Origin of the sequence: Comamonas halotolerans, assembly GCF_030162935.1 — a bacterium.
GTDB classification, from domain to species: Bacteria; Pseudomonadota; Gammaproteobacteria; order Burkholderiales; family Burkholderiaceae_C; genus Comamonas; species Comamonas halotolerans.
The window spans coordinates 222,661-243,682 of sequence record NZ_JASAUZ010000001.1; the positions used below are offsets into that span (position 1 = coordinate 222,661).

General features: G+C 56.5%; 22 protein-coding genes. 11 read left to right on the forward strand and 11 right to left on the reverse strand.

Annotation, left to right across the window (positions count from 1 at the left end; all coding sequences use genetic code 11):
- Window positions 1–21: 21 nt before the first annotated feature.
- Both QEP11_RS00995 and QEP11_RS01000 read right to left on the reverse strand, forming a co-directional pair.
- Window positions 22–1,392, reverse strand: coding sequence for a ferredoxin reductase family protein (locus QEP11_RS00995; RefSeq protein ID WP_284334692.1), 1,371 nt, complete (start codon window positions 1,390–1,392; stop codon window positions 22–24).
- Between the two features lie 65 nt (window positions 1,393–1,457).
- Window positions 1,458–1,805 (reverse strand): PepSY domain-containing protein, encoded by a 348-nt coding sequence (locus QEP11_RS01000; RefSeq protein WP_284334693.1) that lies wholly within the window; start codon window positions 1,803–1,805, stop codon window positions 1,458–1,460.
- A gap of 260 nt (window positions 1,806–2,065) precedes the next feature.
- On the opposite strand from QEP11_RS01000, the gene QEP11_RS01005 reads away from it, so the two are divergent.
- From QEP11_RS01005 to QEP11_RS01015, 3 genes are read left to right on the forward strand one after another with little or no spacing between them, the layout of a single operon-like run.
- Window positions 2,066–2,338 (forward strand): PepSY domain-containing protein, encoded by a 273-nt coding sequence (locus QEP11_RS01005; RefSeq protein WP_284334694.1) that lies wholly within the window; start codon window positions 2,066–2,068, stop codon window positions 2,336–2,338.
- Window positions 2,338–3,009 carry a response regulator transcription factor gene (locus tag QEP11_RS01010; RefSeq protein ID WP_284334695.1) on the forward strand — a complete coding sequence of 224 codons (672 nt, stop codon included), beginning with the start codon at window positions 2,338–2,340 and terminating at the stop codon, window positions 3,007–3,009. Before QEP11_RS01005 ends, QEP11_RS01010 begins: the two co-directional genes overlap by 1 nt.
- Window positions 3,006–4,427, forward strand: a complete 1,422-nt coding sequence (locus tag QEP11_RS01015; RefSeq protein ID WP_284334696.1) for a sensor histidine kinase — start codon at window positions 3,006–3,008, stop codon at window positions 4,425–4,427. The genes QEP11_RS01010 and QEP11_RS01015 overlap by 4 nt, the downstream gene beginning before the upstream one ends.
- A 4-nt stretch (window positions 4,428–4,431) precedes the next feature.
- On the opposite strand, the gene QEP11_RS01020 is transcribed toward QEP11_RS01015, so the two are convergent.
- From QEP11_RS01020 to coaBC, 4 genes are read right to left on the reverse strand one after another with little or no spacing between them, the layout of a single operon-like run.
- Window positions 4,432–5,256, reverse strand: coding sequence for a hypothetical protein (locus QEP11_RS01020; RefSeq protein ID WP_349816733.1), 825 nt, complete (start codon window positions 5,254–5,256; stop codon window positions 4,432–4,434).
- A gap of 60 nt (window positions 5,257–5,316) precedes the next feature.
- Window positions 5,317–5,766 (reverse strand): dUTP diphosphatase, encoded by a 450-nt coding sequence (dut, locus tag QEP11_RS01025; RefSeq protein ID WP_284334698.1) that lies wholly within the window; start codon window positions 5,764–5,766, stop codon window positions 5,317–5,319.
- A gap of 31 nt (window positions 5,767–5,797) precedes the next feature.
- Window positions 5,798–6,349: a hypothetical protein gene (locus QEP11_RS01030; RefSeq protein ID WP_284334699.1), complete on the reverse strand. Its 552-nt coding sequence runs from the start codon at window positions 6,347–6,349 to the stop codon at window positions 5,798–5,800.
- 36 nt (window positions 6,350–6,385) lie between these two features.
- The gene (gene coaBC / locus QEP11_RS01035; RefSeq protein WP_284334700.1) at window positions 6,386–7,615 is read right to left on the reverse strand and encodes a bifunctional phosphopantothenoylcysteine decarboxylase/phosphopantothenate--cysteine ligase CoaBC; all 1,230 of its coding nucleotides are present in this window, start codon (window positions 7,613–7,615) and stop codon (window positions 6,386–6,388) included.
- A gap of 108 nt (window positions 7,616–7,723) precedes the next feature.
- Here coaBC and QEP11_RS01040 point away from each other — a divergent pair, with 108 nt between their 5' ends.
- The 5 genes from QEP11_RS01040 to QEP11_RS01060 all read left to right on the forward strand — a co-directional run bounded on the left by QEP11_RS01040 (window position 7,724) and on the right by QEP11_RS01060 (window position 12,680).
- On the forward strand, window positions 7,724–9,385 hold the full coding sequence (locus QEP11_RS01040; protein ID WP_284334701.1) for a CTP synthase: 1,662 nt from the start codon (window positions 7,724–7,726) through the stop codon (window positions 9,383–9,385).
- Between the two features lie 152 nt (window positions 9,386–9,537).
- Complete coding sequence (gene kdsA / locus QEP11_RS01045) at window positions 9,538–10,395, forward strand: 3-deoxy-8-phosphooctulonate synthase (protein WP_284334702.1); 858 nt, start codon at window positions 9,538–9,540, stop codon at window positions 10,393–10,395.
- A gap of 178 nt (window positions 10,396–10,573) precedes the next feature.
- Window positions 10,574–11,860 carry a phosphopyruvate hydratase gene (gene eno, locus QEP11_RS01050; RefSeq protein WP_284334703.1) on the forward strand — a complete coding sequence of 429 codons (1,287 nt, stop codon included), beginning with the start codon at window positions 10,574–10,576 and terminating at the stop codon, window positions 11,858–11,860.
- Between the two features lie 64 nt (window positions 11,861–11,924).
- Window positions 11,925–12,200, forward strand: coding sequence for an FtsB family cell division protein (locus QEP11_RS01055; protein ID WP_284334704.1), 276 nt, complete (start codon window positions 11,925–11,927; stop codon window positions 12,198–12,200).
- A gap of 54 nt (window positions 12,201–12,254) precedes the next feature.
- The gene (locus QEP11_RS01060; RefSeq protein ID WP_284334705.1) at window positions 12,255–12,680 is read left to right on the forward strand and encodes a hypothetical protein; all 426 of its coding nucleotides are present in this window, start codon (window positions 12,255–12,257) and stop codon (window positions 12,678–12,680) included.
- A 67-nt stretch (window positions 12,681–12,747) separates the two neighbouring features.
- On the opposite strand, the gene hslO is transcribed toward QEP11_RS01060, so the two are convergent.
- Both hslO and QEP11_RS01070 read right to left on the reverse strand, forming a co-directional pair.
- The gene (hslO, locus tag QEP11_RS01065) at window positions 12,748–13,740 is read right to left on the reverse strand and encodes an Hsp33 family molecular chaperone HslO (protein ID WP_284334706.1); all 993 of its coding nucleotides are present in this window, start codon (window positions 13,738–13,740) and stop codon (window positions 12,748–12,750) included.
- A 40-nt stretch (window positions 13,741–13,780) separates the two neighbouring features.
- Window positions 13,781–14,305 carry a gamma carbonic anhydrase family protein gene (locus QEP11_RS01070; RefSeq protein ID WP_284335188.1) on the reverse strand — a complete coding sequence of 175 codons (525 nt, stop codon included), beginning with the start codon at window positions 14,303–14,305 and terminating at the stop codon, window positions 13,781–13,783.
- A 45-nt stretch (window positions 14,306–14,350) separates the two neighbouring features.
- Here QEP11_RS01070 and QEP11_RS01075 point away from each other — a divergent pair, with 45 nt between their 5' ends.
- Window positions 14,351–15,151, forward strand: coding sequence for a ferritin-like domain-containing protein (locus QEP11_RS01075; RefSeq protein ID WP_284334707.1), 801 nt, complete (start codon window positions 14,351–14,353; stop codon window positions 15,149–15,151).
- Window positions 15,152–15,198: 47 nt separating this feature from the next.
- The gene (locus QEP11_RS01080) at window positions 15,199–16,476 is read left to right on the forward strand and encodes an EAL and HDOD domain-containing protein (protein WP_284334708.1); all 1,278 of its coding nucleotides are present in this window, start codon (window positions 15,199–15,201) and stop codon (window positions 16,474–16,476) included.
- A gap of 328 nt (window positions 16,477–16,804) precedes the next feature.
- Here QEP11_RS01080 and QEP11_RS01085 read toward each other — a convergent pair whose 3' ends face one another.
- The 3 genes from QEP11_RS01085 to QEP11_RS01095 form a co-directional block, all read right to left on the reverse strand.
- The gene (locus QEP11_RS01085) at window positions 16,805–17,785 is read right to left on the reverse strand and encodes a Bug family tripartite tricarboxylate transporter substrate binding protein (protein ID WP_284334709.1); all 981 of its coding nucleotides are present in this window, start codon (window positions 17,783–17,785) and stop codon (window positions 16,805–16,807) included.
- 77 nt (window positions 17,786–17,862) lie between these two features.
- Window positions 17,863–18,777, reverse strand: coding sequence for a site-specific tyrosine recombinase XerD (xerD, locus tag QEP11_RS01090; RefSeq protein WP_284334710.1), 915 nt, complete (start codon window positions 18,775–18,777; stop codon window positions 17,863–17,865).
- 71 nt (window positions 18,778–18,848) lie between these two features.
- Window positions 18,849–19,811, reverse strand: coding sequence for a tripartite tricarboxylate transporter substrate binding protein BugE (locus QEP11_RS01095; protein ID WP_284334711.1), 963 nt, complete (start codon window positions 19,809–19,811; stop codon window positions 18,849–18,851).
- A 210-nt stretch (window positions 19,812–20,021) separates the two neighbouring features.
- Between QEP11_RS01095 and QEP11_RS01100 the strand changes: the two genes are divergently transcribed.
- On the forward strand, window positions 20,022–20,930 hold the full coding sequence (locus QEP11_RS01100) for an AEC family transporter (protein WP_284334713.1): 909 nt from the start codon (window positions 20,022–20,024) through the stop codon (window positions 20,928–20,930).
- Window positions 20,931–21,022: the final 92 nt, after the last annotated feature.

Below are 21,022 nucleotides of genomic sequence, written 5' to 3' on the forward strand. Positions count from 1 at the left end.
CGTGTTTACGTTCTAAAGATGTCAACGCATCTGGAAGGCTTCCTGGTGCACAGACCATCCACGCTGCTGCTGCGCCGCCTGGCGCATGGCGCGTCCCAAGCCGGCCGGGCCACACAGCCAGATATCGAGAGCTGCGCCATAAGCCGCCAAATGCTGTGGCTTGAGAAGTTGCCCATGTGCCGCATCATGCACCTGCAGGGTGACAGATGGCTCAGCAGCCTCGCACAAGGCCTTCAAGCGAGGCAGGAGCACATCTTCAGATGCATTCCGGGTGCAGTAATGCAAATGCGCGCTTTGTAGTTGCTGCCCACCCTCCGCGCCGGGTTGGCGAGCCTCCAGCAATGCCAGAAATGGAGTGATTCCTACACCACCCGCAATCCAGACTTGTTCGCGCTGTGCTTGGCCCAGCGCATCGAAACAACCGTAAGGCCCTTCGATACTTACCGGCTGTCCCTGCTTGAGCACGGCATGCAGATTATTGGTGTAGTCGCCCAAAGGCTTGATCACCAAACGCAACAGCATGCGTCCATCAGGCAGGTGTCCGCAGCTGCCCGGTGCGCTGGCAATCGTGAAGGGGTGCGGGCCTTCCAAGCCATCAAAGCTGGCAAATACAAACTGTCCCGGCGTATGTCCCTGCCAGCTGGCAGGCATGGCACACAGCACTTCCAGAGGATCAAGACCTGGATGTGCTCCCATCACTTGGACAGCATGCACTTGCGCCTTGTGACTGTTGCCACCGTGTCCGATTCCACCCAACAGGGAATAAATTGCAGCACCGCTGCCCAGAGCCAGCAGCACGACCACCAAAGCCCCCATGGGCAATCGCCACAATGACATAGGCATCAGAGCCAGCGTATGAAAAGCCAGCAGCAGATACAACACGGGCATGATGCGGTGCAAACGGCTCCATGGACGGTAGGCTAGCAAACGTTGCAACAGCGTAAGCGCCACCATAACGAGCAACGCATAAAAGGCCCACTCACCCACATCCTTGGACACGCCACGCCAATCCGCAACCCAGGCCAGCACAGGCTCTTTAGCCGGGCGCCCGACTGTTCCCCAGATCTGTTTGATCCAGTCACTGGATTCCTTCGCGCCCCAGTGCAGCACTGCCGCAGACGCAGCTGCAATCCCTGCCCATTTATGCAGGCGGTAAACCTGGTCCATACCGCCCAGTGGCCGCTCCATCCAGGGCTGACGCAGCGCCAGCAGCATGACGAGAGACATCATGCCAATACTCCAGATGCCGCTGAGATACAGCGCATGCTGACGCAGCTGCCACCATAGCCCCGCAGACGTTGGCTCGCCTAAAACTTGCCAAGGCATGGCCGCAGCAGCCCAAGCCACAGTCAGTAGCAGCCACCACGCTCCAAAAGCAACCCGTACGCGCATGTGTTCCCCCTGTTCTTTTATTGGAAGTTGCAGGACACGACAGTCCTGCAAGAAGACGGTCTCGATCAGCGTTTGACACGCGTGCGCAGTACAGCACCCGTGTGCCCATCAACATCCAGCTTGACCTGAGCACCTTGCGCATCACGTGCTTTGACTTCATAACGGTCATCGGACCACTCGATCTCTCGTATCTCGCGCCAACCTGCTGCATCCATAAGCTCATATACCTGACCTATCGTCAGTTTGGGTCCCTGTGCAGCAATGGCGGCAACAGGTGTGCTGACACGCGCTGGCGCCTTGGCTGCGTCAGGTTGAGAGGTCTGGGCAAGGACACTGCATGTCATGCCAGCCAATATGGCCACCGACATCAGTGACCGAAACTGAGGGAAAGGGAAGGTTTTGTTTGCTTTCATGTCTAGATCTCCTGGTCATGCAATCCATGTATTGCCAGCAACATTGCTGGTTCCATGAATTTTTCAAAACACTTGGTGAATCCAAACTGAAACCACTGTTCATGCGACATTCATGCAGGTTTGGCTATAAGCACATCCAGACCGACATCTTTAGGAGCCCTGCTGCCATGCCCACTCATTTGCAGTCCAAGCTTTCCATTGCACGACCAAGGATTTGGTGTGGTGCCCTGGCAGTGGCATGCCTGCTGTGGACAAGTTACATGCCCTTGACCACACAGGCTCACTCCGGCGACAGCGATCACGAACTGGCTCGCCAAGCACTGCAACAAGGCAAGGTGCTTCCATTGCGTACCGTGCTGGACATGGTGGAGCGTGAGCACCAGGGACAAGTGGTCAAAGTGGAGTTTGAGCACGATGATGGCCGCTTCATCTACGAAATGCGGCTGCTGCACCCAGATGGCCAGATGAGCAAGCTCAAAGTGGATGCCGTAAATGGCCGCACCCTCGCCGTGCGTCGCAGGGGACAACACTGATGCGTATTCTTGTTGTGGAAGATGAGCCCACGCTGTGCGCCCAGTTGTCGCAAGCCATCACTGCCGCTGGACATACGGTGGAAATCGCTGCCGACGGTGCAACGGCACGCTATATGGGAGAAGTGGAAAATTTCGATGCAGTCGTACTCGACCTGGGCTTGCCAGTGGTAGACGGCCTGAGCGTGCTGCGCCACTGGCGCTCACAAGGTCGCAATATGCCTGTACTGATTTTGACTGCGCGCAATGCCTGGCACGAAAAAGTCACAGGCATGGATGCTGGCGCCGACGACTACCTCACCAAACCATTTCACATGGAAGAGCTGCTGGCTCGGTTGAGAGCCTTGCTTCGAAGACTCTCTCCTCATAGCAGCGCGCTGTGGCAATGCGGCAGCATTCGCCTGGACACCCGGCAGGCCACCGTCTCTGTGGATGGTCTGCCGCTGACACTGACCAGCCATGAGTTCAAGATCTTGTCGCTTTTGATGCAGCGTGCCGGTGAAGTGCTCTCTCGCACGGAACTGTCCGAGCACCTCTACCCTCAAGATAGCGAACGTGACTCCAATACGATTGAAGTTTTTGTGGGTCGTCTGCGCAAAAAACTACCTCCTGGCAGCATAGAAACCGTGAGAGGTCTGGGCTACCGTCTACACCCCACAGGAGAAATGGCTTGACGCAACGTCTGTCACTCTCGCTGCACCAGGGCTCACTTCGCATTCGTTTGCTGCTAGGAACTTTGGCGTGGATTGCCCTGGCCATCGCCATAGCAGGCTGGGGCCTGCGAGGGCTCTTTGAAGAACACATCAATCAGCAGCTGCAAGACCAACTGGTACGCCAGCTCGATCAGCTTAGCGCAGCTGTAAATTTCACCTCGGAACAACGCATCGAGGTTCTCCCAATGGCTGGTGACGCCAGACTCTCCACGCCGTTGTCTGGTCTGTACTGGCAGGTCGATGTATTGCCTGCTCAAGGCCCAGCAGAACTGGGCATCGCTCGCTCACGCTCACTTTGGGACTTGGTGCTGCCACTGTCCGCAGACACTGCCTTGCCAGGCACCTCGCGGCAAGGCTATGCGGTGCTGCAGTTGCAAGATCCGCAAGGCCATACGTTGCTCGCAGTCAGCCGGTCTTTGCTGCTACCTGAGGTGCAGGCACCTTTGTTGCGGTTGACCGTGGCAGCAGACCATGCCTTGCTGGCAGAGCCTGTGCAACGCTTTACTACCATGCTGCTGGCTGCGCTGGGAACTCTGGCGGTCGGATTGGTGCTGGCCGTTGCCGTGCAACTGCAACTTGCCTTGCGTCCGTTGAACCTGCTGCATCAGAGCTTGACGGCAGTGCGCACCGGCAAAGCCACGCAACTGGAAGGACAGTTTCCTGACGAACTGCAGCCCTTGGTCAATGAATTCAACCATGTGCTTGGCGCGAATGCCGACATCGTGCAACGCGCCCGCACCCAGGCAGGCAATCTGGCCCATGCCATGCACACACCATTGACTATTTTGAGCAATGCCGCAACTCAGGACGACACCGCTCTGGCACGACTGGTTGAAGAACAAGTGGCCATCGCACAACGCCAGATAAACCATCAGCTGGCCCGCGCGCGCGCAGCTGCCCGTCAAGCTACGGGCCTGCGCACCCCTTTGCAGCCACCGCTGGAGTCATTGGTCCGCACCATGGATCGACTGCATGCCGTGCATGGCATCCACTTCACACTGAATGGCGCTGCGCAGTGTTGGGACTTCCTGGGCGACGAGCAGGACCTGATGGAAATACTTGGCAACTTGCTGGACAACGCAGGGAAATGGGCCAATCACGAAGTGCATCTGAGCGTGCAGGGTCAGGAGAGCGAGCAAGCAGGTCAGCAATTGCTGCTCACCATTGACGACGATGGACCCGGCATTGAAGACGCGGACCTCGACCGCATTTTTGAGCGCGGTGAGCGCCTGGACGAACGCAGACCTGGCACAGGGTTAGGACTGGACATCGTCCGCGATCTGGTTCGAACCTACGGTGGCCGCATTACGGGCAGTCGTTCACCACGAGGAGGGCTACGCATGCAACTGCAGCTGCCTGGCACAAAAAGAATGGAGTGAACGCTTATCGCTCTTGCAACGAGCGCAGTACCTGCACCAAAGTATCCGCCTCGGGAAACAGCCAATCGCCCAATGCGCCTAGCGCTACAGCGACGATCAGCGCCCCCAGCACGGGCTTCCAGCTCAACCGCAAGGCCACCAGCAGCCAGCCTTCACGCTCCACCACATACAGCGTGCGTGCCATCAGCAGCGCAAAAGCCACTTCGACGGCCACGGCAAGGAACAGGTCCGCCCCGAACACCAGCCACAACAAAGAGCCCACACCCGTGACGGCCACCAGCAGCGCTGTAAACACCAGCAGCACCGGGACCAGAACCACCGCCCCTTCGTCCAGTCCATCCATGTCTGGTAAATCCATATCTGGCAAATCAATGCCTGACGGTGAAGAAGGCGCAGCCTCAGCCAGCGTGTCCTCCCATGCTCCATTGGCACCGCCACCGCCATACGAACCACCCTGGCCACTCTCAAAGCCCGCAGATTTGTGCGAGTAGGTGCTGGAACCACCGCTGTTGCCAGATAAAACATCCGGTATTTCCCAGTCTCGGCGCAGCATGCACCCAGCCCATAAACGCACCAACAGCAGATAAAGCAGATAGCCACCTGCCAGAGCCAAACCATAGCGCACCGCCATGCTGTGCATCCCGGCTTGGAGCAAGCCCAGACTTAGCAACGACATCCCAGCCAGGCTGAGTCCCCCCGTCAGCGCCGCATGCAGGCGCAGCCAATGGCGTTGCTGCAAGCGGCGACGCATACGGTCTTCCTGCCTGAGTATCACGTGCGCCCATGATGCGCGGTGGCGCTGATGTGAGCGCCGGGGCTTTCTGGCCATACAGACTTTCTGGAAACGTGCTGCGCTGCCAGCCCTGTTGCAACAGCGCAGGATTGAAGCTTATTGCTTGCCTGTGGATCCGTAGCCGCCCTCGCCGCGCTCCGACACGGCTTCAAACTCATCTACCACGTTGAAGGCGGGCTGCACCACAGGCACGATCACCAGCTGCGCCAGACGATCCATTGGCTGCAGGGTGAAAGCTGTTTGTGAACGGTTCCAGGCACTCACCATGAGCTGGCCCTGATAGTCCGAGTCGATCAGGCCGACCAGATTGCCCAGCACGATACCGTGCTTGTGGCCCATGCCCGAGCGCGGCAGGATCATGGCTGCGTAGCCAGGATCTTTCAAATACATGGCCATCCCGGTTGGAATCAGCTGCCACTGACCAGGCTCCAGCGTGACTGGTGCCTCAATACAGGCACGCAAATCCAGGCCTGCACTACCGGGCGTGGCGTAAGCGGGCATGTTCTCGCGCAAACGCGCGTCCAAAATCTTGATATCTACTTGCATGGACGGGGATGGTAAGGGGAGAGAAGCTCCTTCAAGATTTTCCGGCACCAGAAGCCGCACGCACTACTCGGATCAGATTGAATACCACCCAGCCAATGATGACTGCCGGCATCCAAGCTGGCGCAAAAAAGCCAGCCAAGGCAAAACCAGCGACCAGGAACAAGGCCGGCAAGGCATTGGACTTGGCCTTCTTTTTCGCACCGCCAGTGCCTTGCTCGATGCGACTTTTTTGATTAGCCGTTTTTTGTGCCTGCTGCTGCACTTTCGCTGCCTGGGCTTTGGCCTTGCGCTTCCAGCGCTCCATGGGAGTGTCGACGCTACCGGGCTGTGCCATGGGCACATTCACTGATGCAGCTGGCGACGCACTGCTGCCACGTCCCCATTGGCTGTCGTTTGAACTGCGCGCCTTATCACCCAAAGCCTTCAGGCGCAGGCGTTCTTGCTCCTGCTCCGCCCAGAGCATCAACCCTTCCACATAGCGGACATAGTCCCCATTGGGGGGGCCACTGAAGTCTTTGTAATTGGGCCTCGGAGCTGAGAACATACGCAGCTTGTTGGACTGTTTCAACGGTGCAAATGCCATCGCTCCCTCCGCTTTCCAGTTGTGTCTTTCGTGCTATCAAGTCTTTGTCTGAGCGCCTGGCAAGCGACGCGCCAACTCTGCGACCAGTTGCCGACCCAGTTCAGCCTTGCTTGCGCGGGGTAGCTCACGGTGGCCTTGGGCATCCACCAGCAGCAATGCGTTGTCATCTTGGCCGAAGGTTGCAGGTCCAATATTGCCCACGAGCAATGGAACACCTTTGCGCACACGCTTGGCTGTGGCATGGCGCAGCAGATCATGACTTTCTGCCGCAAAGCCCACGCAATAAAGTGAGCCACTTTGCGCGCGCTCGGACCGGGCTACGGTAGCCAAAATATCGGGATTTTCCACAAAGCTCAAAGCAGGCACATCGCCCGAGCCATCCTTTTTGAGCTTTTGGTCCGCTGCATTCGCAGGTCGCCAATCGGCCACGGCCGCTGTGGCCACAAAAATGCTCGCCTGAACGACCTGACTTTGCACAGCATCCAGCATCTGGCGTGCCGACTGCACATTGATGCGCTTTACACCACGCGGTGTCGGCAAATGCACAGGCCCAGCCACCAGCGTCACGTCAGCACCAGCCGCTTTAGCAGCCGAGGCAATCGCAAAGCCCATCTTGCCGCTGGACAAGTTCGTGATGCCGCGCACCGGGTCAATGGCTTCAAAGGTAGGGCCTGCGGTGATAAGCAGACGTTGTCCTGCCAACACCTTGGGTGCAAAGAAGGCTGCAATGTCTTCGATCAACTCTTCTGGCTCAAGCATGCGGCCGTCGCCCGTTTCCCCACAGGCTTGCTCCCCCACACCAACTCCAAGCACATGCGCTCCGTCGGCTGCCACCTGGGAAAAATTGCGCTGCGTGGCCGGGTGTGCCCACATTTCACGGTTCATGGCAGGCGCCAACAACAACGGCACACGCTCCATCGGGCGCGCAATGCACATCAGACTGAGCAGCTCATCCGCTCGTCCCTGTGCCAATTTGGCTACAAAATCAGCACTGCACGGAGCGATAACGATGGCGTCTGCCTCGCGGCTGAGATTGATGTGGGGCATGTTGTTCCCCTCACGACTGTCCCATTGCGAGGTATAGACGGTACGTCCAGACAGCGCCTGCATGGTGACAGGCGTGATGAACTGCTCTGCTGCCTCGGTCATCACCACCTGAACGGTAGCCCCCGCCTTGGTCAGCAAACGGCATAAATGCGCCGTTTTGTAACAAGCAACGCCTCCTGAGAGGCCCAAAACAATGTGTTTGCCAGCGAGTTCTTGCATTGCGCGAATGTAGCAGAGCAACAAGGTCAAATGCCCCGACTTGCAAGCGGCGATTTGCGGCAGGCACCTATAATCTCGCTTTACCACCACCATAAAAACGAACAAGACATGACCAAATTCGTCTTCGTCACAGGCGGTGTGGTGTCTTCCCTGGGCAAGGGAATCGCCTCAGCCTCCCTTGCTGCGCTGCTCGAGTCGCGCGGCCTCAAAGTCACCCTCATCAAGCTGGATCCCTATATCAATGTGGACCCCGGCACGATGTCCCCCTTCCAACACGGCGAAGTATTTGTGACGGATGACGGCGCCGAAACCGACTTGGACCTGGGCCACTACGAGCGTTTCATTGAAACGCGTATGCGCCAGTCCAACAACTTCACTACCGGTCGTATCTATCAGTCGGTGTTGGAAAAAGAGCGTCGTGGCGACTATCTGGGCAAGACTGTGCAGGTCATCCCCCACATCACCAACGAGATCCAGGAATACGTCAAGCGTGGTGCCGGCATCGGCACGGATGACGCCGTGGATGTGGCGATTTGCGAAATCGGTGGCACCGTGGGTGACATCGAATCCCTGCCGTTTCTGGAAGCCGTTCGCCAGCTGTCCCTGAAGCTGGGTCAGAACAATTCGGCCTTTGTACACCTGAGTTACCTGCCCTATATCGCAGCAGCAGGTGAACTCAAAACCAAGCCCACCCAGCACACTGTGCAGAAGCTGCGCGAAATCGGCATTCAGCCAGATGCGTTGCTGTGCCGAGCGCAATACGCCGTGCCTGCAGAAGAGCGCGAAAAGATTTCGCTGTTCACCAATGTGCAGGAATGGGGCGTGATCTCCATGTGGGACGTGGACACCATCTACAAGGTGCCCCGCATGTTGCACGAGCAAGGTCTGGATGGTCTGATCTGCGACAAGCTGCGCCTGAACACGGCTCCTGCCAACCTCAAGCGCTGGGACGATCTGGTCTACGAAACCGAGCACCCTCAAGGCGAAGTGCAAGTGGCCATGGTGGGCAAATACGTGGAACTGTCTGACGCTTACAAGTCGGTCAACGAGGCGCTCAAGCACGCCGGTCTGCGCAACCATACCTGCGTGAAGATCACCCACATCGACTCGGAAACCATCACCGACGCCAACGCCAAAGAGCAGTTGTCCAAGTACGACGCTATTCTGGTGCCCGGCGGCTTTGGCTCTCGCGGTGTTGAGGGCAAGATTTCGACTGCCAAGTTTGCCCGTGAAAACAAGGTTCCCTACCTGGGTATCTGCCTGGGCATGCAAGTGGCCACCATCGAATACGCCCGCCACAAGGCTGGCTTGACCGGCGCCAACTCGACCGAGTTTGACCCTCATACCCCCAACCCCGTGATCGCCTTGATTACAGAGTGGAAAGATGAGGATGGCACGATCAAGACACGTGATGCCAACTCCGACCTTGGTGGCACCATGCGTCTGGGCGCACAGTCTTCGGACGTGCAACCCGGCACCCTGGCCCACAGCATCTATGGCGACGTGGTGACCGAGCGTCACCGCCACCGCTACGAAGCCAACGTGCAGTACCTGGACAAGCTGCGCGAAGCCGGTCTGGTGATCTCTGCATTGACTCAGCGTGAGCAATTGACTGAAATCGTCGAGTTGCCCAAGGAAGTCCACCCCTGGTACATCGGCGTGCAGTTTCACCCCGAGTTCAAGTCCACGCCTTGGAATGGCCACCCTCTGTTCAACGCCTTCATCAAGGCGGCGCAGGACGGCCAAAGCAAGTCGGTCAAGAAGGCTTGATTTTCCAACTCACGGAAACAAGCCTTGAAAAAAGGAGCTGCCAGCGCTTGATAATCAAGGTTTTCGGCACCAGCTAAAGCCGAAGTCTTTGAAATATAGGCGCTGCAGCTTCAGTTTTTGAAGCATGCCGGGCATGCCATAAAGGAAACACCATGAAACTCTGCGGCTTTGACGTTGGTCTGGACAAGCGCTTTTTCCTGATTGCAGGCCCCTGCGTCGTCGAGTCTGAGCAACTGCAGATGGATGTGGCAGGCCAGCTCAAGGAAATCACTTCCGAACTTGGCATCAACTTTCTGTTCAAGAGCAGCTTTGACAAGGCCAACCGCTCCTCCGGCACCAGCTTCCGTGGCCCTGGCATGGAAAAGGGTCTGGAAATTCTGGCCAAGGTGCGCAAGGAAATTGGCGTACCTGTGCTGACCGATGTGCACACTGTTGAAGAAATCCCGCATGTAGCCGCTGTAGTAGACATGCTGCAGACCCCAGCATTTCTGTGCCGTCAAACGGATTTCATTCGCGCCGTCGCCCAGTGCGGCAAGCCCGTGAACATCAAGAAGGGGCAATTCCTGGCACCGCATGACATGAAGAATGTCATCGACAAGGCACGCGCCGCGGCCATTGAAGTGGGCCAGGATCCCGACATGTTCACCGCTTGCGAACGCGGTGCCAGCTTTGGCTACAACAACTTGGTGAGCGACATGCGTTCGCTGGCCATCATGCGCGAAACGGGCGCACCCGTGGTGTTTGATGCCACGCACAGCGTGCAGTTGCCCGGTGGCAATGGCACCTCCAGTGGAGGTATGCGTGAAATGGTGCCGGTGCTCTCCCGCGCGGCCGTGGCCGTCGGTGTGGCCGGCTTGTTCATGGAAACTCACCCCGATCCATGCAACGCCTTGAGCGACGGTCCCAACGCTGTTCCCCTCAAGCACATGAAGGCTTTGCTGGAGACTTTGGTGGCGCTGGACGATGTGACCAAGCGCAACGGTTTCCTTGAAAACAACTTTTCAGCCTAAGTTTGCGTAAGATGCGCACCGCGCGAACTGTGAATCCGCTTTCATGCACGATAAGCACGCTCCGTGGGGCGTGCTTTTTCACATGTTCGACAAGAATGTCTGGCAGATTCAGCCCACAATCACAGCAACTCTGCTGACGCTGCCCCCCAGTTTCAAAAAACCTTCATAGGAAAACACCATGAGTGCAATCGTTGACATCGTAGGACGTGAAGTTCTGGACAGCCGTGGCAACCCCACGGTCGAATGTGATGTGTTGTTGGAGTCGGGCGTGATGGGCCGCGCTGCTGTGCCTAGCGGCGCATCGACCGGATCGCGTGAAGCCATTGAACTGCGCGACGGCGACAAGAGCCGCTATCTGGGCAAGGGCGTCCTGAAGGCTGTGGACAACATCAACGGCGAAATCGCACAAGCCGTGATCGGCCTCGATGCTGCCGAACAAGCCTTCCTGGACAAAACCATGATTGATCTGGACGGCACCGAAAACAAGAGCCGCCTGGGTGCCAACGCCATGTTGGCCGTATCCATGGCAGTGGCACGCGCTGCTGCTGAAGAAGCTGGCCTGCCTCTGTATCGCTACTTCGGTGGCATGGGCGGCGTGCAACTGCCTGTGCCCATGATGAATGTGATCAACGGTGGTGCCCACGCGAACAATTCGCTGGATCTGCAAGAATTCATGATCATCCCCGTCGGCGCTCCTACTTTCCGCGAGGCCGTGCGCTGGGGTGCCGAAGTGTTCCATGCCCTGAAGAAGATCATCAATGACAAGGGCATGTCCACCGCTGTGGGCGATGAAGGTGGCTTTGCACCTTCCGTGGAAAACCATGAAGCAGCAATCCAGCTGATTATTGAAGCCATCGAGAAGGCTGGCTACAAAGCTGGCGAGCAAATCGCTTTGGGTCTGGACTGTGCAGCTTCCGAGTTCTACGAAGACGGCATGTATGTGCTGAAGGGCGAAGGCAATATGACCCTTAACGCCACCCAATGGACAGACATGCTGGCCGGCTGGTGCGACAAATACCCCATCATCTCCATCGAAGACGGCATGCACGAGGGTGACTGGGATGGCTGGAAGATCCTGACCGAGCGTCTGGGTGGCAAGGTGCAACTGGTGGGTGACGACCTGTTCGTGACCAACACCAAGATCCTGAAGGAAGGCATCGAAAAGCGCATCGCCAACTCCATTCTGATCAAGATCAACCAGATTGGTACCTTGACCGAAACCTTTGCTGCCATTGAGATGGCGAAACGTGCTGGTTACACCGCTGTGATTTCCCATCGCTCCGGTGAAACCGAAGACAGCACAATTGCTGACATTTCAGTGGGCCTGAATGCTGGTCAAATCAAGACTGGCTCCATGAGCCGCTCCGACCGCATCGCAAAATACAACCAACTGCTGCGTATCGAAGAGGATCTGGGCGACGTTGCGGTATACCCCGGCCGTGACGCGTTCTACAACCTGCGCTAATCTCTAGGCTGCGGCCTTCACAAAAACCGGGATCTCATCACCCCGGTTTTTTCAAATCTCTGCCATGGTTTCTCGCATCGTCACCGTCGTTTTGCTCTGCCTGCTGGCCATTACCCACGCTCAACTGTGGCTGGGCGCGGGCAGCATGGATCGTGTGGCCGAATTGCGCGGACAGATCAATGAGTTGCACGCCGCCAACGACGCTGCGCGCAAGGAAAATGAACGCTTGGCCTCCGAGGTCAATGATTTGCGTGAAGGCAAAGACACGGTGCAGGAAAAAGCACGCAGTGAACTGGGCATGGTCAAGCCCAATGAGATTTATGTGCAGATCATGCGCTAAGCCGTAGCGACTGGCTACAGCGCCAACACTCAACGCCACCCACCTTCTGCGCCCATGCGCAACACCATCGCTTCACGCTCCCGCTTGCTTCTCTGCGCCAGTGCCGCACATTGTGCGCAGGTCTTGCAAGCCGCAGCAGCAACGCGAGTGCACCTGCATGAGCTGCAGCCCTGCACGCGATGGCCTGCGGCTACAGACAGCGATATCTTGCTGTTATGGGCCTTGCTACCCGAAGGTAGCCACACCACAGCAACCCATGCCCTGGAGACGCAGTGGCGCAGCTTGGTGCAACAAGGCAGTCACCATTTCACCGTCCAGATGCTCTACGGCAGCGCAACCCAGCAAGCCACACAGCTGGCGCCGTGGATTGCACGGAGTTCCTCCAGTGAAGTGGCACGAAATGCAGATGCCAGCTGCTGGGAGTGCCTGGATGCCGCCAGTGAACTAAAGCTTTTCCAACATTTGCTTACGCGCCGCTGACAAAGCATCCGTCAACGAGGCAGTAGAAGCCCTCTTTTGAAAAAATTCGCAACGAACCCGCAATTGCTTATTGAACCGAAGAAGAGCCTGGCGCCTGGCTGGGCATATCAGCAAACAGCTGGCCTGCATCTACGGCATCGAAACGATATTGCGCACCGCAGTAGTCACAACCCACCTCCACGCAACCCTGCTCTTGCACCACATGCTCGACTTCTTGCTGCCCCAGGTTACGCAGCATGCCTTCGACCCGATCACGGCTGCAAGTGCAGGCAAAGTGCGGGCCATTATCTCCATCTTGAGGGACAAAACGCAGCAGTTTCTCCTCCCAGAAAAGACGACGCAAGATGGTGTCCACATCCAGCGTCAGCAGCTCATCACGTTTCAAGCTGGCAGCCAGTGTGGCAATGCGGTTGTACTCTTCGTTTTCACCGATGCGGTCGCTTTCATCCAGCGCGCTTTCTGTGGCACCCGCCAAGTTATCCTGGCCTTTGAGTGGCATGCGCTGGATCATCAACCCCGCAGCCACTTCATCATTGGCAGCCAGCACGATGCATGTGTCGAGTTGCTCGGATTGGCGCATATAGTGCTGAAGAACTTCAGAGATTTTCCCCAGCGGCTCGCCCTCTTCATTGTTCAACGGCACCACACCTTGGTACGGCTGTTGACCAGGCAAACGGTCTTTGGGATCCAGAGTGATGGCACAGCGACCTGCACCATTCACATTCACAAGATCCGCCAACGAGGCGCTATCTGCCACATCACCGTTGACCGAGGCAGTAGCACGCAGGGCCAGGTCAGACTGCACCTCAGCGACGGCCACTTTCACGGGGCCTTCTCCAAAAATCTGAAATACCAACGCGCCATTGAACTTGATGTTGGACTGCATCAGCACACTGGCAGCAGTCATCTCTCCCAATAACTCGCGCACTGCCAGCGGGTAAGCGCCAGTGTCAGTGTTGCTAGCTCGACGCTGAAGAATATCTTTCCAGGCATCCGTCAAGCGAACAATCATGCCGCGCACGGGCAGGCCATCAAAGAGAAATTTGTGAAGTTCAGACACGCGTGTGTATCCCAATCAGTGATTGCTAATGGCAGGCGTATTAAGCCAGCTTGCGCAGACCCGCTCTGAAGCGGCGCGCGTTATCGATATAGTGCTGCGCACTGGTGCGCAAGCTTTGCATTTGCTCAGCAGACAGTTGCTTGACCGCACGAGCCGGACTACCGAGGATCATGGATCCATCCGGGAACTCCTTGCCTTCAGTCACCAGCGCGCCTGCGCCCACCAAGCAGTTTTTGCCAATTTTCGCCCCGTTCAGCACAATGGCACCGATGCCGATCAATGTTTCGTCCCCAATCGTGCACCCATGCAGCATGACTTGATGACCAACAGTGACATGTCGGCCAATGACCAAAGGCATGCCCAGATCAGCATGTAAAACGCTGGCATCTTGCACATTCGATCCTTCGCCAATGGTGATGGTGGATGTATCTCCGCGTACCACGGTGCCAAACCAGATACTGGCATCAGCAGCGACGCTGACCTCTCCCATCACCTGGGCACTGTCTGCCACCCAGGCACTGTCTGCAATCTGCGGAGCTACTCCATCCAATTCATATACAGCCATCATGTCTCCTCATTTTTGTGCTTTCAGGAAAATACAATTGTAGGTATGGAGCTTCGACAACGCGCCCTTGAGGTTTTGTGCCTCTGCGACCCTATTGCAAAAGCTGTCGCTGCCATGCAAATGCATGCCCAGGCGTCACAGTGGACGATTGCCGAGCAGGCACCGCTGCTGCCCTCTACAGCCACCCTGCCCGGACATCCAGAGCGCCCTCCACTGCTGCGCCACACGGAAGTAGCACGCCGCTCTCCTGCCACAGCAGAAGGACGCATCATCCTGATGCACGCAATCGCGCACATTGAGTTCAATGCCATCAACCTGGCCTTGGATGCCATCTGGCGCTTTGACCAAATGCCACAGCAGTATTACCTGGACTGGCTGCAAGTGGCTGGAGAGGAAGGCAAGCATTTCTTGCTCATCCGTGATTGGCTGCAAGCACAGGGCCACGACTACGGCGACTTCCCTGCCCACCAGGGACTGTGGACAATGTGTGAAAAAACCGCTGCAGACGCAACGGCGCGCATGGCGCTGGTACCGCGCACTTTAGAGGCACGCGGTCTCGATGCCACACCACAGATTCAAGCCAAGCTACGCCAGGTGGGCACACCCGATGCCCTGGCAGCAACGGATATTCTGGACATCATCTTGCGTGAGGAAGTCGGGCACGTGGCGATAGGTAACCACTGGTATCGTTTCTTATGCCAGCGCAATAGTTTGGACCCTCATTCACACTACACTGCGTTAGTCCGACACTATGAGGCACCGCGCCCGCGTCCTCCTTTCAACACTCAGGCCCGCCAAGCAGCGGGATTTACCGAAGAAGAAATAGCCTGGCTGGAGCAACATTAGCAGCAGCCTGACCACACAACCGCCCCTCCGCCACCACTTTTGCAGACATGTCCGCTCTCACATCCTCTTCGACCTCCACCACTGCCAGCGCCAGCAACTCGGGCTCTTCCATGATTGCACGTCAGGCCATTGTGAATGTCGACAAGACGGTGATTGGGTATGAGCTGTTCAATCGTTCACGCGCACCCGCAGAGCACACTGCTGCGACCGATGTTCTTCTCATGTTTACTGCACTCTCGCATGCAGGCCGGGAAGACTTGGTGGGCACCAAGCTGCTGTTTGTAAACAGCACGCACGAAAGCTTGGCTGGAGGACATTTGGAGCTGCTCAATCCAGAAAAAGTTGTTCTGGAAGTGGAGCCTCTGGGCCATGTTGCAGCTTCGGAAGCCGTTGCACGCCTGCCCATCCTGCGTGCATTGCGTGAGCGTGGATTCAAGCTTTCGTTCAACCACACGGTGCTGGAATCAGCCTACTCCACATGGTTACCGCTGGCCGACTACATCAAGCTGGACTTGAACGTGCTGCGACCTGAGCAATTGGCCGTCTTGGTCAGCTATGCAACCCGCCATAGCAAAGCGCAGCTCATTGCAACCAAAATTGAAACCCAGGAGCAATTCGATCTGCTTAAAAGCATTGGTGTTTCGCTGTTTCAGGGGTACTGGTTTTCACGCCCCTCAGTCGTGGAGGCCAAACTTCTTGCCCCCAATCAAGTCAGCATCATCCAGCTCATCAACTTGCTGCGCCGCCAAGCCAGCACTGATGAAATCGAAGAGGTTCTCAAAAAGGATGCAGGGTTGGCTTTCAACCTGATGCGCCTGATCAACTCCGCAGGATTCACACATGCCAGGGAGATAACCTCCTTTCGCCAAGCCGTCATGATCATGGGCTTGAAGAAGCTCTTTCGCTGGGCTGCTCTGCTGCTCACGGCCTCCAGATACGGCAACACCAGCCCCACCATTGGCCACACTGCCGTGATTCGCGGCCGTTTGATGGAACTCCTGGCCCTGGAATTTCTGAGCGAAGATGAGGCAGAGCAAGCTTTTGTGGTGGGAATTTTCTCCTTGCTTGATGTCATGCTCAGCATCCCCATGCGAGATGCGTTGCAATTGATCAATCTGCCTGATACTGTGCGCCAAGCCTTGCTGGAACGCAAAGGCGTTTTCGGTCAGTTGCTGCAACTGGCTCAAGCTTGTGAAAGCAGCAACGACGAAGCCTTTGACCTGGCAGCAACAGCGCTGCAACTGAGTAACCAGCAAGTCAACTGGGCACACTTGCAGGCACTCGCCTGGTGTGATCAAGTCACCGAAGAGTTCCACCAAGCCTAGCGCACACTCGTCATAGCCAGCCTTTGTCATGGACTCACACCCGAGCACATGACAGGAACACCAAACGACCGGCCCCAAAACCTTGCTTCAAACACAGGTCTGGATGCGCCGCTGCCAGTGATGATGTTGCGCTATGGGAATGGTGATGAAGCGGCTTTCACGCACAAAATGCCAATGCATTGCAATATCAGACCACCTACCAGGTGGGTGCTGAAGTCAGCGCATTGTGGCAAGGCCTGGTTCCGTGCCATGGATCTTAGAAACGGCCTGCACGATATGGAAACATGAAAAGAGCCACCTTACGGTGGCCCTTTAATCAGTTCATACCTTACTTGGTCGACAGATTCGCAGCTTTGATGATGCGTGCGTTATTGGCCGATTCCTGGACAATCTGGTGCGCAAATGACTGGGCATCGCCACCTGTAGGCACGTTGTCAGATTTCTTCAGTTTTTCCTGGATATCCGGCATCGCCAATGCTTTGTTGAACTCATGATTCAAACGCTGCAACACAGCCTTCGGCGTTTTGGCGGGTGCAAAAATGCCGAACAATGATGTGGAGTTGGCTTCCGCAAAACCCAGTTCAGCCAGTGTGGGCACATTTGGCAGCGACTCCAGCCGCTGTGGTGCACCCACGGCAAGAGGTTTGAATTTGCCGGCCTGGATATGCTGCATGACCGTTGGGCCTGCATTGGTTGACAGCACCTCGTACTGAGCACCCAATGCATCATTCAACTGTTGACCACCGCCTTTGTAGGGAATGTGTGTGATATCCACATTTCCTTTGTACTTGATCTGCTCCAACACGATATGGCCCAGAGAGGCCAAGCCTGCTGTAGCCCAGCGTACCGTCCCAGGACTGCGCTGCGCTTCCTCCAGCAACTCCTTGAAGGTCTTGGAACGCTCTGCAGTTGTCGCCAAGATCAATACGGGCGAATACATCACACTCACTACCGGTGCCAGATCCTTTTGTGGATCGAAAGGCACGGCCCCCAGGTGCGGATTGAGCGCTACAGGGCTGATGGCAGAAAAACCAATGGTATAGCCATCTGGTACAGACTTCGCCACAGCGTCCAGACCAATGGCACCTCCTGCACCAGCCTTGTTCTCCACCACAATGGGGGTTGCCAGTTGAACACTGAGCTTTTCTCCCAGCGCACGTGCAACCACGTCGCTGACGCCACCTCCAGGATAGGCCACCACGATGCGGATAGGCTTGCTTGGCCACTGTGCAGCTTCAGCCCAAGAAAGCGAAGGTACTGCCGCTGACAACATTGCCGCAGCAACCAAACCTCGTCGCAAGGTATTCATGATCGTTAGTACTGATTGACAAAGATAAATACATTTTGCATTAAAAATTAATTTACCTTAATCAACATCAGAATTTCTTAGCCTCGAGGATGGTGTTGTGCATGCAGTTGCTGCAATCGCTCGCGCGCCACATGTGTGTAGATGGTGGTGGTTGAAATATCCGCATGTCCCAGCAACATTTGCACCACCCGCAAATCAGCGCCGTGATTGAGCAAATGCGTGGCAAAGGCATGACGCAAAGTATGTGGAGACAACGGTGCCGAAATACCTGCGAGCAGCGCATATTTTTTCACCAGCACCCAGAACATGACGCGCGTCATGCCACTGCCGCGTTGTGTCACAAACAAATCGCGGCTCACTTGCCCCCCCAAAATGAGCGGGCGAGCATCCTGCAAATACCGCAGCAACCAGGTCTGCGCTTCCTCACCAAAGGGAACCAGACGCTCTTTGCGGCCTTTACCTTCTGTGCGCAAAACGCCCGATTTGATATCGAGTTGATGCACTTGCAATCCAACCAGCTCACTGACCCGCAAACCACTGGCATACATCAACTCCAGCATGGCCCGATCCCGCAACCCCAGCAGGGTTCGATCATCAGGAGCTTGCAACAGCGCCTCGACTTGTTCTTGACTTAGCGTATGCGGGACCCGCAGTGGACGTTTGGCCGCGAGCAAACGCACGGTGGGATCACTTTGCACCCGATTCTCACGCAGTGCCCAGTGATAAAAACGCCGCAACACACTCAAGCTGCGATTGCTGGAGACTGCTTTGACACCGAGCGCATGCCGCTGCTGAATAAAGGCCTGTAAATCAAGTTCTTGCGCTTGCAGCAATGAACAAACACTGCCAGAAGTCGCCAAAAACTGGGCGCAAGCCATGGCATCGCGCCGGTACGCCTGCAAGGTGTTCGCAGACAGACCATCTTCCAAAAACAGGGCCTCAATAAAGTCATCGACAACCGTGACACTGGCCTGCAGTGCAGCATTATTCATGCACACATTGTGCGCAAAAAAAGGCGCTGCATCATGCAAGTGCAGCGCCCCGGCACCCCATTACGGCTTGTTTACTCCAGCGTCAACTTTTGCTCCAACACCACCTTGCGGTAAACCTCGTACTCCGCCTTGATTTGCTGCGCAAATTCTTCCGGCGAGTTACCCAGCACGATGGAGCCCGTGTCCTCAATACGCTTGCGCACCGCAGGATCCTGCAGCACCTTTCTCACAGCGGTATTGATCTTGTCAACCACGGCCTTGTCCATCCCTTTGGGACCCAGGATGCCATAGAACGCCATGCGATTGACAGGCTCCAGGCCCACCTCCTTGAAAGTCGGCACATCCGGCAAAACCTCCAGACGCTGAGGAGCAGCGACTGCAACAGCCAGCAAGCGCTTGTCCTTGATGAACGGCAGAGCCGAAGGCAGGTTGTCCAGGATCATCGGCACCTGGCCTGCCACCGTGTCGTTCAATGCGGGGCCTGCTCCCCGATAAGGGATATGGGTGATGAAGGTGCCCGTCAGGTTTTTGTACAACTCCATCAACATGTGCTGAATGCCTCCGGTACCAGAGGATGCATAGGAATATTTACCCTGTCCTGCTTTGAGCGTGGCCAGAAACGTCTTGTGGTCTGGAGCGCTGAATTTGGGATTGATCGCCAACACGTTCGGCGTGGCAGCCACGTTGATGATGGGCGTGAAGTCCGTCAAGGTGTTGTACGGAATTTTGGGATTAATGGCTGGATTGGTGGCTGTGGAAGACACCGTGGCAATACCCAGGTTGTAGCCATCTGGCGCTGCACGCGAAGTTTCCAGCGCCCCCACAATGCCACCACCGCCCCCCTTGTTTTCAACAATCACTGTCTGTCCCAGCTCGCGTCCCAATGGGTCTGCAATCACGCGTGCCACGATGTCTGTGGTTCCGCCTGGCGCAAAAGGCACCAGCAGCTTGATGGGCTTGGAAGGATAGGTCTGAGCCATGGCGGTGGTACCAGCGATTGCCAGTACGAATCCGATACAGGTGCGACGATGCATAGGAACTTGTCTCCTTCGCTTTGCGACTTTGTAAAAAAGCGTTGATGGGCAATGCTAGTGGAGCGGCTTCAATTGCAGCAGGGCTCATTGACACTTTTTTCTCCGGAAATTCCCCTAGCTCCGAAAGAGTGCACAAGCTGTCACGTTGGTGCCAGATTTGCGACACGCTTCCCCTAATGCACACAGGAGAAAAGAGTAACCTTTGCGCTCGTGAACTACGCCCAGCTTCTTTTCCCCGACTTCGCCTTGATTCTTCTAGGCTACCTTTTGTGCCGGTTCAGCCCACTCAACCGTCAGGTCTGGCAAGGAGCGGAAGCTTTGGTGTATTACCTACTGTTCCCGGTCCTGCTGTTTCACTCCATCGTCAAAAGCCCCTTGGACTGGGCAGCCACATCCAGCTTGATCGCTGCAGGCCTCACCGCCGGGCTGATAGGCATTGCGCTGGCGTACAGCCTGCCGTGGTGGCCTGGTCTGCGCAAACATGTGCAACCGCGAGACCATGCCAGCGCCGCCCAGGTCGCATTCCGCTTCAACTCTTTTATTGGTCTGGCCCTGGCAGATCGTCTGGCAGGCGCGCAAGGGCTGTTTTTCATCTCCGTGCTGATCGGTTTTTGTGTGCCTGTTTTCAATATTGCAGCCGTCTGGCCCATGGCCCGAGAAAGCCAACAAAGCTTCTGGAGACAACTGGTACGCAATCCCCTGATTGTTGCAACCGTTTGCGGCTTGTGCGCCAACTTGCTGGGCTTTCGCATGCCTGCATGGCTGGAGCCCCCCGTCACACGAATTGGCGCAGCCTCCATCGCGCTGGGCCTGATGTCGGCGGGTGCAGGCATGCAACTGGGGCTGCTCACGCATGCCAAGCGTTTGACTGTGGGTGTGCTCAGCATTCGCCATTTCATCCAGCCTTTGCTGGCCTTGGCTGCCATCCACGTTTTTGCCCTGACTGGCAATCAAGCATTGATTTTGCTGCTGTTTTCAGCGCTTCCTACGGCCTCCACCTGCTATGTGCTTGCGGCCCGCATGGGCTATAACGGACCCTATGTGGCCGGCTTGGTCACCCTCTCCACCGTATTGGGCATCATCAGCCTCCCCTACGCTCTCTCGTTAATTCCCGGGTAGGCATTTTTCGTCCGGCCTTGATTTGATTGCTTGGTCTTACTGCCGTGTTCTTGCGAGAGCATGCGCACTGTCAAAGTGCTGACTCCAGCATG

What these genes read in the sequence shown, in the direction of transcription:
- QEP11_RS00995 (WP_284334692.1), bottom strand. Translation starts at nt 1,392, where the DNA reads ATGCGCGTACGGGTTGCTTTTGGAGCGTGGTGGCTGCTACTGACTGTG.
- QEP11_RS01000 (WP_284334693.1), bottom strand. Translation starts at nt 1,805, where the DNA reads ATGAAAGCAAACAAAACCTTCCCTTTCCCTCAGTTTCGGTCACTGATG.
- QEP11_RS01005 (WP_284334694.1), top strand. Translation starts at nt 2,066, where the DNA reads ATGCCCTTGACCACACAGGCTCACTCCGGCGACAGCGATCACGAACTG.
- QEP11_RS01010 (WP_284334695.1), top strand. Translation starts at nt 2,338, where the DNA reads ATGCGTATTCTTGTTGTGGAAGATGAGCCCACGCTGTGCGCCCAGTTG.
- QEP11_RS01020 (WP_349816733.1), bottom strand. Translation starts at nt 5,256, where the DNA reads ATGGCCAGAAAGCCCCGGCGCTCACATCAGCGCCACCGCGCATCATGG.
- dut (WP_284334698.1), bottom strand. Translation starts at nt 5,766, where the DNA reads ATGCAAGTAGATATCAAGATTTTGGACGCGCGTTTGCGCGAGAACATG.
- QEP11_RS01030 (WP_284334699.1), bottom strand. Translation starts at nt 6,349, where the DNA reads ATGGCATTTGCACCGTTGAAACAGTCCAACAAGCTGCGTATGTTCTCA.
- coaBC (WP_284334700.1), bottom strand. Translation starts at nt 7,615, where the DNA reads ATGCAAGAACTCGCTGGCAAACACATTGTTTTGGGCCTCTCAGGAGGC.
- QEP11_RS01040 (WP_284334701.1), top strand. Translation starts at nt 7,724, where the DNA reads ATGACCAAATTCGTCTTCGTCACAGGCGGTGTGGTGTCTTCCCTGGGC.
- kdsA (WP_284334702.1), top strand. Translation starts at nt 9,538, where the DNA reads ATGAAACTCTGCGGCTTTGACGTTGGTCTGGACAAGCGCTTTTTCCTG.
- eno (WP_284334703.1), top strand. Translation starts at nt 10,574, where the DNA reads ATGAGTGCAATCGTTGACATCGTAGGACGTGAAGTTCTGGACAGCCGT.
- QEP11_RS01055 (WP_284334704.1), top strand. Translation starts at nt 11,925, where the DNA reads ATGGTTTCTCGCATCGTCACCGTCGTTTTGCTCTGCCTGCTGGCCATT.
- QEP11_RS01060 (WP_284334705.1), top strand. Translation starts at nt 12,255, where the DNA reads ATGCGCAACACCATCGCTTCACGCTCCCGCTTGCTTCTCTGCGCCAGT.
- QEP11_RS01070 (WP_284335188.1), bottom strand. Translation starts at nt 14,305, where the DNA reads ATGGCTGTATATGAATTGGATGGAGTAGCTCCGCAGATTGCAGACAGT.
- QEP11_RS01075 (WP_284334707.1), top strand. Translation starts at nt 14,351, where the DNA reads ATGGAGCTTCGACAACGCGCCCTTGAGGTTTTGTGCCTCTGCGACCCT.
- QEP11_RS01080 (WP_284334708.1), top strand. Translation starts at nt 15,199, where the DNA reads ATGTCCGCTCTCACATCCTCTTCGACCTCCACCACTGCCAGCGCCAGC.
- QEP11_RS01085 (WP_284334709.1), bottom strand. Translation starts at nt 17,785, where the DNA reads ATGAATACCTTGCGACGAGGTTTGGTTGCTGCGGCAATGTTGTCAGCG.
- xerD (WP_284334710.1), bottom strand. Translation starts at nt 18,777, where the DNA reads ATGAATAATGCTGCACTGCAGGCCAGTGTCACGGTTGTCGATGACTTT.
- QEP11_RS01095 (WP_284334711.1), bottom strand. Translation starts at nt 19,811, where the DNA reads ATGCATCGTCGCACCTGTATCGGATTCGTACTGGCAATCGCTGGTACC.